10 protein-coding genes are annotated in these 12381 nt (G+C 60.3%); 3 read left to right on the forward strand and 7 right to left on the reverse strand.

Annotated elements, in window-relative coordinates; genetic code table 11:
* Positions 1–36: 36 nt before the first annotated feature.
* Positions 37–528 (forward strand): M48 family metallopeptidase, encoded by a 492-nt coding sequence (locus ACM6IR_RS02295; RefSeq protein ID WP_414906243.1) that lies wholly within the window; start codon positions 37–39, stop codon positions 526–528.
* 25 nt (positions 529–553) lie between these two features.
* The gene (locus tag ACM6IR_RS02300; RefSeq protein WP_414906195.1) at positions 554–850 is read left to right on the forward strand and encodes a winged helix-turn-helix domain-containing protein; all 297 of its coding nucleotides are present in this window, start codon (positions 554–556) and stop codon (positions 848–850) included.
* 102 nt (positions 851–952) lie between these two features.
* On the opposite strand, the gene ACM6IR_RS02305 is transcribed toward ACM6IR_RS02300, so the two are convergent.
* Positions 953–1405: a GNAT family N-acetyltransferase gene (locus tag ACM6IR_RS02305; RefSeq protein WP_414906196.1), complete on the reverse strand. Its 453-nt coding sequence runs from the start codon at positions 1403–1405 to the stop codon at positions 953–955.
* Between the two features lie 254 nt (positions 1406–1659).
* Here ACM6IR_RS02305 and ACM6IR_RS02310 point away from each other — a divergent pair, with 254 nt between their 5' ends.
* On the forward strand, positions 1660–2397 hold the full coding sequence (locus ACM6IR_RS02310) for a substrate-binding periplasmic protein (protein WP_414906197.1): 738 nt from the start codon (positions 1660–1662) through the stop codon (positions 2395–2397).
* 116 nt (positions 2398–2513) lie between these two features.
* Here the strand turns inward: ACM6IR_RS02310 and yccS are convergent, their stop codons facing one another.
* The 6 genes from yccS to ACM6IR_RS02340 form a co-directional block, all read right to left on the reverse strand.
* Positions 2514–4697, reverse strand: a complete 2184-nt coding sequence (gene yccS, locus ACM6IR_RS02315; protein ID WP_414906198.1) for a YccS family putative transporter — start codon at positions 4695–4697, stop codon at positions 2514–2516.
* A gap of 233 nt (positions 4698–4930) precedes the next feature.
* Positions 4931–6109 carry an NAD(P)/FAD-dependent oxidoreductase gene (locus ACM6IR_RS02320; protein ID WP_201115918.1) on the reverse strand — a complete coding sequence of 393 codons (1179 nt, stop codon included), beginning with the start codon at positions 6107–6109 and terminating at the stop codon, positions 4931–4933.
* A gap of 148 nt (positions 6110–6257) precedes the next feature.
* Positions 6258–7595, reverse strand: a complete 1338-nt coding sequence (gene dbpA / locus ACM6IR_RS02325) for an ATP-dependent RNA helicase DbpA (protein ID WP_414906244.1) — start codon at positions 7593–7595, stop codon at positions 6258–6260.
* 230 nt (positions 7596–7825) lie between these two features.
* Complete coding sequence (gene mdtD, locus ACM6IR_RS02330; protein ID WP_414906199.1) at positions 7826–9253, reverse strand: multidrug transporter subunit MdtD; 1428 nt, start codon at positions 9251–9253, stop codon at positions 7826–7828.
* A gap of 188 nt (positions 9254–9441) precedes the next feature.
* Positions 9442–10779 carry a TldD/PmbA family protein gene (locus ACM6IR_RS02335; protein ID WP_414906200.1) on the reverse strand — a complete coding sequence of 446 codons (1338 nt, stop codon included), beginning with the start codon at positions 10777–10779 and terminating at the stop codon, positions 9442–9444.
* Complete coding sequence (locus tag ACM6IR_RS02340; RefSeq protein WP_414906201.1) at positions 10779–12221, reverse strand: TldD/PmbA family protein; 1443 nt, start codon at positions 12219–12221, stop codon at positions 10779–10781. The genes ACM6IR_RS02335 and ACM6IR_RS02340 overlap by 1 nt, the downstream gene beginning before the upstream one ends.
* Positions 12222–12381: the final 160 nt, after the last annotated feature.

The raw sequence follows: 12381 nt of genomic DNA on the forward strand, positions 1-12381 counted from the left end.
ACTGACGACCTTTTCGTGACTCGTGTTGCCGCCCAAATGACCGTGTTGAAATACCTCCAGGCCTATCCCGCTGCATTGCAGGACCAGGTGCGCCAGTTGATCAATGAAGGTCGGCTGGGCGATTACCTGGACCAGCGTTACCCGGAAAAACATGGCGTGCAGAGCGACAAGGCGCTGTACACCTATGCGTTGGAACTCAAGCAGGAATACCTGCGTAATGCCCCGGCCATCGACAAGGTGTTGTTCGATAATCGTCTGGATTTGACCCACCGCGCCCTCGGCCTGCACACCACGATTTCCCGGGTGCAGGGTGGCAAGCTCAAGGCCAAGAAAGAAATTCGTGTGGCGTCCCTGTTCAAGGAGGCACCCTCCGGGTTTCTGAAAATGATCGTGGTGCATGAACTGGCACACTTCAAAGAGTCGGATCACAACAAGGCGTTCTACAAGCTGTGCGAACACATGTTGCCGGGGTATCACCAGGTGGAGTTCGATTTGCGGGTGTACCTGACGTGGCGGGACATGCATTAAAGGATCAAAAGCCGGGAGTGTTTAGATGGACGTGAGCAAGACCAAGAGCAGCTTTTACCGTCGGTTGTACGTGGCGTACCTGATCGACAGCGGGCGAGCCAGCAGCGTGCCGGCGCTGACTGAAGTCACCGGCATGCCACGGCGTACGGCTCAGGACACCATTGCGGCATTGGTGGACCTGGATATTATTTGCGAATTCGAGCAGGAAGAAGGCGCACGCAACCATGCGGGACGCTATCGGATTCGCGAGTGGGGGGCGATTGATCGCGGGTGGATTGAGCGAAATCTTCGGCAGATTAAAACGGTGCTGGAGTATCCCTAGCGCCTGCGGTGACTGAGCTGACGCCTTCGCGAGCAGGCTCGCTCCCACATTGGAGTTGTGTACGCCGCAGATCAAATGTGGAGCCTGCTCGCGATGAGGGTCTCAGGGACGACGCATCCCGATATGCGCAATGCCATCCTCCATATATTCCTCACCCGCCACGACAAACCCGTACCGCCCGTAATACCCCTGCAAATGCGCCTGGGCCGAAAGATAAATCGGCACTTCAGGCCAATGCTTTTCAGCGTGCTTCAGCGCTTGGGCCATCAACTCATGCCCAAGCCCGGTGCCTCGCGCCTGCGGAGCAATGATCACACGGCCAATAACCACATCGCCGCCCTGTAACTCCGGGTCGAGCATCCGCAGGTATGCCATCAGCTGATCGCCGTCCCAGGCCATCAAATGGCGGGTGTCGCCCTCCAGATCCTGGCCGTCGATGTCCTGATACACGCATTTCTGCTCAACGACGAACACCTGCGCACGTAACTGCAGAATGGTGTACAGCTGCTCTTTGCCCAGATCGCTATGGTGTTTGCAGATCCAATCGATTGTCATCTTCACATTCCTTGACCAAGTCGCTCCGATACTAAGCGCACGGATGAAAGATGTCTGTATGCCGCAAAATTCTGTGATGGAAGCCAAAATGCCATCATTCATTTCGCGCGGCGTTGTCTTCTTTGTGTAATCTTCGAAGACGCGCAATGCAATAGCGTCAATGAGCTAAGGTTAGACCGGAGCTATGTCGGTACAGGCCTTGGAGTTTTGGCTGAAAACACGCTGGGCAGCCCGCCCGCTAAGGATTTTCTAGCATGCCGCGATTGCATCGGGCTTTTGCTTTGATTGGATTGCTGTTGCTGACTCAAAGCGCCGCAGCGGAAAAGCTGCGCCTGGTGGCCGATGCCTGGCCGCCCTTTACCGACGCTACGCTGGTCAACGGCGGGTTGGCCACAGACATCGTCAGCACCGCGCTGGCCCGGGCAGGCTATGCCAGTGATTTTGAGCAGGTGCCTTGGGCACGTGCCTTGCTGGGGGTGAGCGAGGGTCGATACGACGTGTTGGTCAACGCCTGGTACACCGACGAGCGCACCAAAATCGGGAAGTTTTCCGGCGAATACCTGCTTAACCGTGTGCGCTTCCTCAAGCGCAAAGACGCACCCATCGAATACAACAACCTGCAACAACTGCACACTTATCCGATCGCGGTGGTGCGCGGGTATGCCTATTCGCCGGAGTTCGATGAAGATGTGTCGCTGCAGAAGATTCCGGTGCACAACTTTGCCATGGCTGTGCGCATGGTCGCGGCCGATCGGGTCAAGTTGACCCTGGAAGACGAATACGTCGCTCGGTACTACCTGGCCCGGGAATCATCCAAAGTGCGCAACGCCGTGGAGTTTTTGCCCAAGCCTCTGAGCGAGAACAGCCTGCACATCCTGGTCAGCCTGAAGAACCCGAGGCATGAACAAATCGTCGCCGGTTTCGACCGCGAGATCGCGGCGATGAAGGCGGACGGGAGTTATGAGCAGTTGATGCAACAGCATGGGATGTAGTGTGTGACTGATGGCCTCTTCGCGAGCAGGCTCGCACACATTGGATTTGTGTGCGCCGCAGATCAAATGTGGGAGCGAGCCTGCTCGCGAAGAGGCCGGCCCAGGCAACACACCTCTCAACCCTCGCTCGTGTCCTTGATCAGATGCGCCGCCAACGTGCGCAACGGCCCCAACTGCCGGCAGATCAACGCCAACTGCGTCTGCACCAAACGTTGACCTTCATCGATTTCATCCGGCATTTGTTCCAGCGCATTGGCCAGTGCCTCTTCCTCGTCGCTCTGAATCGCAATCGGCAGTTTGCTCGCCAGGCCTTGGGCGATTTCGTCGATGCTGGCGGCCAGTTTCGCTCCGGCACCGTCGATCAAGTGCTCGCGCACATCCGACGGCAGCTGGGTTTCCCGATGTGCGCCCAGGCCTGACAAGTAGCTGAGCAACGTATGCGACAGCACCAGGAAACGGAATCCGACGTCTGCTTCCTTACGGAAGTGCCCCGGCTCCATCAGCATGTTGGCCAGCGTCGTCGACAGCGCGGCGTCGGCGTTGTGGGCGTTGCGCCGGGCCAAACGATAGGCCAGGTCGTCGCTTTTGCCGGCGGCGTATTGCTGCATGATTTGGCGCAGGTAGATGCTGTTGCAGGTCAGGGTGTTGGCCAGTACTTTGTTCAAGCGACGGCCCTGCCAGTCCGGCAGGAAGAAGAACACCGCCAGCCCCGCGATCAGACTGCCCAGCAAGGTATCGAGCAGCCGTGGCAGGAACAGCCCGTATCCGTCGCCTACCTGGTTGAAGCAGAACAGTATCATCAGGGTGATCGCGGCCGTGGCCAGGGTGTAGCGCGCGGTGCGGTTGATAAAGAACACCACGCCGGCGGCAATCGCGAAGCATGACTGGATCACAGGGTTCGGAAACAGGTCGAACAGCGCCCAGGCCGCGGTCAGGCCGATGGCGGTGCCGACGATGCGCTGGCCGAGTTTGCGTCGCGTGGCACCGTAGTTCGGTTGGCAGACGAACAGGGTGGTGAGGACGATCCAGTAACCTTGGGACGGGTGGATCAAATGCACCATCCCATAGCCGATGCTCAAGGCCAGGGGCAAACGCAGGGCATGCCGGAACAGCAAAGAAGTCGGCGTCAATTGGGTGCGCAGACGCATCCAGACATCCTTGAGGTTGCGCGGCGAACGGTCGAGCAAGCTGCTGTCGGTGGCATCGGCCAGGGCGTCGGGGTTACTGGCATCGCTGAGCAAGCGGTCCAGTGTGCCAAGGTTGGCGGCCAGTGCTCGCAATGACCGGAGCAAGCCGCGCCAGGCCGGATTGCTCTGAATGCGCAGGTGTTCGAGGGAGGCGTGCAGATCGCTCAATGCTTCGGCGAAGCCCGCGTCATAGATGAATGGCTGGCGCATCTGAATCGATTCGGCCAGCGCGCGGCAGGCCTTGCCTTGCTGACGTAGCAGGCGCTGGCAGCGGAACAGCACGTCGCTGTGGAAGAACGCCTCGGCCAGCGCGTTGTAAGGGTAGTGCGAGGAACTGGCGCGCTCGTGGATGTCCTGGGCGAGGAAGTACAGCTTCAGGTAGCGGCTGACTTTCGATCCTGGCCGACCGTTGCCGACCCGGTGCAGGATGATTTCCTTGGCCGCGTTCAGCGCGGCGACCACCCGGCCGTTTTGCTGGGCCAGTTCCAGGCGGCGCGCCTCTACGTCTATCTGTCGGATCGGCTCGAACAGCGACGATTTCAATTTCAAGTAATAACCCAGCTCGCGGAACAGGCGCGCCAGGCTCTGCTGCACCGGCTGGTTGGAAAACAGCGCTTGCCACAGCACCGAGAGCAAACCGTACCAGGCCGCGCCGGCTACCAGCAGCACGGGCTCATGCCAGAAATCGGTCACCGCGCCGCCGCGCTGGTCCACGCCGATCACGGTGTAGACCGACAGAATCAACGTTGCCGAAGCAATCGCGCCATAGCGCTCTCCGAGCGCGCCGAGCATGGTCAGGCCAAAACTGGCCAAGGCCAGGGCGATGATAAAGATCACGGGGTAGGGGAAGAGCAGTTCGACCGAGAGCGCGGCGACGCTGAAGCACACCAGTGTCACGGCCAGCGCGTTGAGGCGGCCCTGCCAACTGTCGTCGGTTTCGGCCAGGGCGCTGGCAATGATCCCGAGGAACAACGGGATCAACAACCCCATTTCATCCTGATACCAACAGACCGCCATGGTGCCGGTCAGGGCGATGAACACGCGCACGCTGTAGCTGAATTTATCCAGCGCCCAAAGGCGGCGCAGAGACTGACGAAACGGAGTCGATGGCATGAAGTGTGAAGGCCTTCCGAGGCAATGACGCTAAATTGAGCCAGTAATGACGTCGACGCAATGGCGCCGATCACATCTGACAGCAAAATCTGTTCCTTCTATTCTTTGTTGCCGGTCAGGACGCCTTCGCGGGCAAACCTCGCTCCTACAGGATTTGCGTCGTATATAAAATTACGGCAAACCTCGGTCCTGTAGGAGCGAGGCTTGCCCGCGAAGAACGATAACGCGGTAAATCAGACGTACTGCGCGGCGGCGTAGCCCGAGGCCCAGGCCCACTGGAAGTTGAAGCCGCCCAGGTGCCCGGTGACGTCGAGCACTTCGCCGATGAAATACAGGCCAGGGCTTTTCAGTGACTCCATGGTCTTGGACGACACCTCGTTAGTGTCGACGCCACCCAGGGTCACTTCTGCGGTGCGGTAGCCTTCGGTGCCGGCCGGTACGACTTTCCAGCTCGCCAGTTTTTCGGCGATGTCGGCAATTTCCCCGTGGGTGTATTGCTTCATCGGTTTGGAAGCGAACCAGTTATCCGCCAGCAGGTTGGCCATCTTCTTGGTGAAGATTTCCCCCAACAGGGTTTTCAACTCACTGTTCGGACGTTCGGCTTGCTGCTGTTGCAGCCAGCTCGGCACGTCGTGGTCCGGCATCAAGTTGATCTCGACCGTGTCGCCGGACTCCCAGAACGAAGAAATCTGCAAAATCGCCGGGCCACTGAGGCCGCGATGAGTGAAGAGAATGTTCTCGCGAAAGCTCTGATCGTTGCAGCTCACCAGACAATCTACCGACGTACCGGACAGCTCGGTGCAAAGCTCCTTGAGCTGATCGGTGATGGTGAATGGCACCAGCCCGGCCCGTGTCGGCAGCAGATCGTGGCCGAACTGCCTGGCAACCTGATAACCGAAGCCGGTGGCACCCAGGGTCGGAATCGACAGGCCGCCGGTGGCGATCACCAGCGATTCACAGGTGATCTGGCCCAGCGTGGTGTCCAGCAGATAACCGCTTTCGAGCTTTTCGATGGTCTGGATCGAGGTGTCCAGGTGCAGGCTGACGCCAACCTGATCGCACTCGTTGAGCAGCATCTCAAGGATGTCGCTGGATTTGTTATCGCAGAACAACTGCCCGAGTTTTTTTTCGTGGTACGGCACGCCGTGTTTGGCGACCATGCCGATGAAATCCCACTGGGTATAGCGCGCCAGTGCGGATTTGCAGAAATGTTCGTTGCGCGAGAGAAAATTGCCCGGTTCGGTGTACATGTTGGTGAAATTGCAGCGACCACCGCCCGACATCAGGATTTTCTTGCCGGCCTTGTTCGCATGGTCGAGCAACATCACTTTGCGCCCGCGCCCGGCGGCGGTCAGCGCACACATCAAACCGGCGGCGCCAGCGCCAATGATCACGACTTCGGTAGAGCGCAAAACGGTGTCCTCACTCAACTCTCAGGGTTTACCCAGATCCCTGCGTAGGAGCGAGGCTTGCCCGCGAAGAACGATGATGCGGTCTACCTGATTAACCGTGTCATCGTTCTTCGCGGGCAAGCCTCGCTCCTACAGAGGGGTGGCGGTTTTACAGGATGCGAACGCGCAACGAGCGGCCTTTGATCTTGCCGTCGTTCAGGCGCTGCAAGGCCTGCTTGGCGATCCCGCGTTCCACGGCCACGTAGGCCTGGAAGTCGAAAATCGCGATCTTGCCGACCTGAGCGCCCGGAATGCCGGCATCGCCCGTCAAAGCACCCAGAATGTCGCCTGGACGCACCTTGTCTTTACGGCCAGCGCCGATGACCAGCGTGCTCATCGCCGGCAGCAGCGGTCCGCCGCCCTGGGACTTGAGGTTGTCCAGCTGATCCCAACTCAACGGCGAATTCTGCAGTTGCTCGATGGCTTGGGCGCGGTGCGCTTCGGATGGGGCGACGAGGCTGATCGCAATCCCTTTCTCACCGGCACGGCCGGTACGACCGACGCGGTGAATGTGGATTTCCGAATCACGGGCCAGTTCGACGTTGATCACCATGTCCAGCGCATCGATGTCCAGACCGCGCGCGGCGACGTCGGTGGCAACCAGTACCGATGTACTGCGGTTGGCGAACATGGCCAGCACCTGGTCGCGGTCACGCTGTTCCAGGTCGCCATGCAGGCCGACGGCGGAGATGCCTTTGGCGGTCAGGTGATCGACGGTTTCCTGAACCTGCTGCTTGGTGAAGCAGAACGCGACGCAGGAGGCCGGACGGTGATGCGCGAGGACTTTGACCACGGCGTCCATGCGCTCTTCCGGGGAGATCTCGTAGAAGCGCTGTTCGATCTGCGTGTCGTCGTGGAACGCCTCGGCCTTCACCTGCTGCGGGTTGCGCATGAATTTCGATGCCAACTGCTTGATGCCCACCGGATAAGTGGCCGAGAACAGCAGGGTCTGGCGGCGCTCCGGGCACTGGGCGATGATTTCTTCGATGGAGTCGTAGAAACCCATGTCGAGCATGCGGTCGGCTTCGTCGAGGATCAGGGTGTTCAGGCCATGAAGCACCAGCGAACCTTTGCGCAGGTGCTGCTGAATCCGGCCGGGGGTGCCAACAATGATGTGCGCGCCGTGTTCCAGCGAGCCGATCTGCGGACCGAACGACACACCGCCGCACAGGGTCAGGACCTTGATGTTGTCTTCGGCGCGGGCCAGACGACGGATTTCCTTGGCAACCTGGTCAGCCAGTTCGCGAGTCGGGCAAATGACCAGTGCCTGGCAACCGAAGAAGCGCGGATTGATCGGGTTCAGCAGGCCGATACCGAAGGCCGCGGTTTTGCCGCTGCCGGTCTTGGCCTGGGCGATCAGGTCCATCCCCTTGAGGATCACCGGCAAGCTTTGCGCCTGGATCGGCGTCATCTCGGCATAACCCAAAGAGTCGAGGTTAGCCAGCATGGCGGCGGACAGCGGCAAAGTATTAAAAGCGGTGGCGATGGTGGTCACGGGACTGGCCTGCAAAACAAAATGTCGCGCAGTGTACCAGTCTCGCTCCCTCTACCTGCAAATTCTGGACGAGTAGCAGCTGCCGAGGCACGAGGCTGCGTTGGGCAGCGAAGCGGCCCCGAGGACCGAGGGCGGTCCTGCGGACACGCAACGCAGCCTCGTGCCTCGGCAGCTGCTACAGGTCAGTGTTCTATATCGTGCTCGCGGCTGACCATCCGTCGGCCATCCTTGGGCGAGAGCTGGGAAAAGATCGTTGCCGCCAGCATTGCCATGATGCCGACCGTCACAAAGGTCAGTTGGAACGCGCCCAGCACGGTCTCCACGCCATCATTTCCGATCTCGGCCGTAAAGCCGCCGAGCAAGGCGCCGGCGCAGGCAACGCCGAGGCTCAGGGACAATTGCGCGACCACCGACAGCAGGCTGTTGCCGCTGCTGGCGCTGGCGTCGTCGAGATCGATCAGCGTTACGGTGTTCATCGCCGTGAACTGCAAGGAGTTAATCGCCCCCAGAATTGACAGCATCACCAACAGCAGCCAGTACGGCGTTTGTTCGCTGACCAGGCCCATGCTCGCCAGCATGAGTCCCAGCGCCAGGGTGTTGCCGGTCAGCACGATTCGGTAGCCCAATCGCTCGATCAACGGTCGCGCGATGGACTTGGCGACCATCGCTGCGGCGGCCAGGGGCAGCATGCTCATCCCGGCCTGGGACGGTGAATAACCCAGCGCCACTTGCAGCAGCAATGGCACGAGGAACGGCAACGCGCCGCTGCCCAAACGGGCGAACAAGTTGCCGAGGATACCCACGGCAAAGGTTCGGGTCTTGAACAGTGAGGGCGCGAACAGCGGATTTTCGATGTGCCCGGCCCGCAGCCAATAAGCCGCCAGACACGCCATGCCGCCGAACAGCAACAACATCACCCGCAAGTGCGGCAGGTGCAGTTCGCCGAGGCCTTCCATGGCGATGGTGATCAGCACCATCGCTGCGCCAAACAGCACAAAGCCCAGGCTGTCGAAACGCGTCCGTTCACTGCCGCGCAGGTCGGGGATGAACTTCCACACGGCATAGCACCCGATGGCGCCGACCGGCAGGTTGATCAGGAAGATCCAGTGCCAGGTCAGGTATTGCACCATCCAGCCGCCCATGGTCGGGCCGATCAAGGGGCCGAGCAGACCGGGAATGGTGATGAAGCCCATGATTCGCACCAGTTCCGAGCGCGGGTAAGCGCGTAGCACCACGAGCCGACCAACCGGCAGCATCAGCGCGCCGCCCAGACCTTGAATCACACGAGCGCCGATCAGCAGACTGAGTGTGCTCGACATGGCACAGAGCAGCGAGCCGATGCTGAACAGCAGAATCGCGCCGAAGAAGATTTTCTTGGTGCCGAAACGGTCGGCGATCCAGCCCGAGGCCGGGATCAGCAACGCGACGGTGAGCATGTAGGCGATGATCACGCCCTGCATGCGCAATGGGTCTTCCGCCAGGTCACGGGCCATGGCCGGCAGTGCGGTGTTGAGGATCGTCCCGTCGAGGGACTGCATGAAGAAGGCAATGGCAACGACCCACGGCACCCAGCGGGCGGTGAGAGCGTCGAGAGACGGGCGGTTGGGCATGGGACCCCTTGTCAGTGTGGGATGAAACAATCTGCGGAGCGATGAGTCCCTGTAGCAGCTGGCGAAGCCTGCGTTCGATGACGCAGTCCTCGCAAATCTGTAACCGCGTTCCGTCTATAACAGCGCATTTGCTGAACTGGCGAGGACTGCGTCCTCGAACGCAGGCTACGCCAGCTGCTACAAGGTGTTTACAGCGTTAAAGTCAGTTTGCTGACCAGCGCACCGGGCAACAACGCCGAAGCCGTCGCTCGCTGACTGTAGGTACTGGCCGACAACAGCAACTCGCGTTCTTCGGTCAGCGCTTCCAACTGCGAACCCAGCAAACTGTAGGCACTGTCATCAAAACGCATGGTGCTCACCGGCGCCTGGATCTCGCCGTTCTCGACCCAGAAGGTCGCAAACCGCGTCATGCCGGTCAGGCGTGCGGCCGGTTGGTCCGAGTAGTTCAGGTACCACAGATTGCTGATGTACAAACCGGTGCCCAGCTGCTTGAGAATCGCTGCATCGGGCAAGGTGCCGGCCGCCATGTTCAATGCGCTTGGCATTTCACCACCGCTGGCACCGTTGGCCGTCAGACCGTATTCGGCGGCGCTGCGCGAGCTGACCATTTGCGCGCCCGCTTTACCGCCCACAATGAGCCCCAAATCACTGCGTGGATAACCTTCACCGGAAAACGCCGGGCTTAACGATCCACTGACTTTTTCATCCAGCGAGACCAATGGGCTGAACGAGCTGTCACCCGCGTAGAACTTCTGCAGCGGACTGTTTTTGCTGGCAATCGACTGCGCCGAGAAACCGCCCCAGCCGAGCATGTCCATGATTTCGCCCAGGGCTGCCGGCGCCAGATAGGCGCGGTATTGACCCGGCGCCAGGGTGCGTTGCGGTCTACCCAGAAACGCCAGCTGCTCGCGTGCCTGCGCGAAGCGCTTGGCAAACCCTTCGCTGCTCCAGTCGTGCCCGGCGTAGCTGGCTTTCACCGCCTGGCCGTTTTGATGAAACAGACTGAAGTCGAAGTTGAAGCTGTTCGCCTGGTGCCAGCCGAACGCGCCCGAAGAACTGGCGAAGCCGCGACTGATCGGGCCAGCGGCGTAGAAACCCACCAGGTCCAGCCCTTCAGCCGCCTGGCTGATTTCAGCGATCACCTGCTCGGTGTCCGGCAACGGATCTTCCTGCACGTTCTTGCTCTGCCAGCCGTTGTAGTTGAGCAACAGGTACGGATCCTGAGGCAGTAGCGGCAGGGTTTCACGCAACTGTTGCAGGCCTTCGGCCAGCCGCTGAAGGTCAACTTCAGGGTCACCTGCCAGCGTGATGTTGAGGTCGGCATGGCGGCCATCGTTGATCAGTTTCAAACCGATGCTCGCCTGTTGCACCTGACCGGCCTGCCGAACCTTGGCGTGATTGAAGCGCACGAAGGCCGACGATTCAGCGGCATAGCTGAGGGTGAACTGTTCCGGTTCGCGAATCGCGTCGCGCAACCCGTTGACCAAGGCCTTGAACGCATCGGCCTGATTTTTCGAGGTACTCATCAGGCGTCTCCCCCAAACACATCAACGTTGCTGAACACGCAGGCTGGCGACGCATGGCCGACGCGAATCACTTGATTCGGCTCACCCTTGCCGCAGTTCGGTGTGCCCAGGACCTTGACGGTACTGGCATCGCCGACGGCGCTGAGGCTTTTCCAGAACTGCGCGGAAATCGCCCGGTAGTTGGGGTTCTTCACCACGCCTTTGAGTTCGCCGTTTTCGATCAGCTGAGCCCATTCGCAACCGAACTGGAATTTGTTGCGCGCATCGTCGATCGACCATGAACGGTTGGTCGACATCATGATTCCATGCTCGATGTTGCCGATCAGTTGCTCCAGCGGCTGATCGCCGGGCTCGATATTGAGGTTGGCCATGCGGTCGATTGGCGGCCGATTCCAGCCGCAGGCGCGGCTGTTGGCGACGCCGTCCATGCCGGCACGAAATTGTGACAGCGCACCGCCCAGTGGGCGCAGCAACAAACCTTCGCGAATCAGGAATTGCTTGCTCGCAGCGGTACCGTCGTCGTCATGACCGTAGCTGGCAAGCTGCTCGGGGATGTCCGGGTCGAACGTCACGTTGAGGAGTCTGGAGCCGTATTGCAGGCTGCCGAAATCGTCGGCTTTGACGAAACTGGTGCCGGCGTAATTGCGTTCGTCGCCGAGGATGCGGTCCAGTTCCAGCGGGTGACCGATGGATTCGTGGATCTGCAGCATCATCTGATCGGGCATCAGCAGCAAGTCGCGCGGCCCTTGCGGGGTGTTTGGTGCCAACAGCAATTGCAGTGCTTGATCGGCGATTTTCGGACCCGCGCCGACCAGGCCGCAGCGGCTGATCACATCAAAGCCACCCTGCTGGCCGAAGTTCTCGCGGCCGAGGGTGCGGGTCTGGCTGTCGCTGCCGTCGTAGGCGGTGACTTCCAGGCTCGGGTAGACGAAACGTTGGGCCTGACGCAACTCGGCGCCGGCGCTGTTGAGGTAGATCTGCTCAACGTGAGTGATACCGATGCTGACTTGCCAGTTCACCAGCCGCTCGTCTTTGGGCACCGCGGCAGACTCGGCACCAAGCAGCTGGTAGCAGTCGCTCAGGGATGGGAAGGGCTGGTCGATGTTCGGTGAAAAGTAGTCGGCGCGGTCGCTGGTCACGGCGTGGTCGCGCAGGTCGAGCAAGGCGTAGGGTTTGAGCTGTCGGGCTTGTTGTTCGGCACGCTCGAGGGCGGCTTGCAGGCCCTGTGCGGACAGGTCGTTGGTCGCGGCATAGGCTTCGACGCCGTTGACTCGAACGGTCAGCATCGCACCTTCATCACGGTTAAAACCCGGAGGTTCGGCCACATTCTTGCGCACCGACAGGTACTGGCCGGACTCGCGCACATAACGCAGCGAAAAGAATTCAGCGCCCGTGCGCAAGGCAGCAAAACGCTGCTTGAGCTGGGGGTGGAAATCGAACATTCGGGAACCTCCTTGGAATGGAGTGGCGGTGCAGCGGTGTTGCGAAGGGGGTGAAACGTTTGCGTGGCGCTAGATTAGGCCTGTGCGGGGGGAAGGATCAAGCGTGGAACGGTGCGGTGAGTGAATACTGGAGGTGTGTTGTCTGGTCGGGCCCCATCGC

This window comes from Pseudomonas sp. IT-P253, from assembly GCF_949768125.1.
GTDB lineage: Bacteria > Pseudomonadota > Gammaproteobacteria > Pseudomonadales > Pseudomonadaceae > Aquipseudomonas.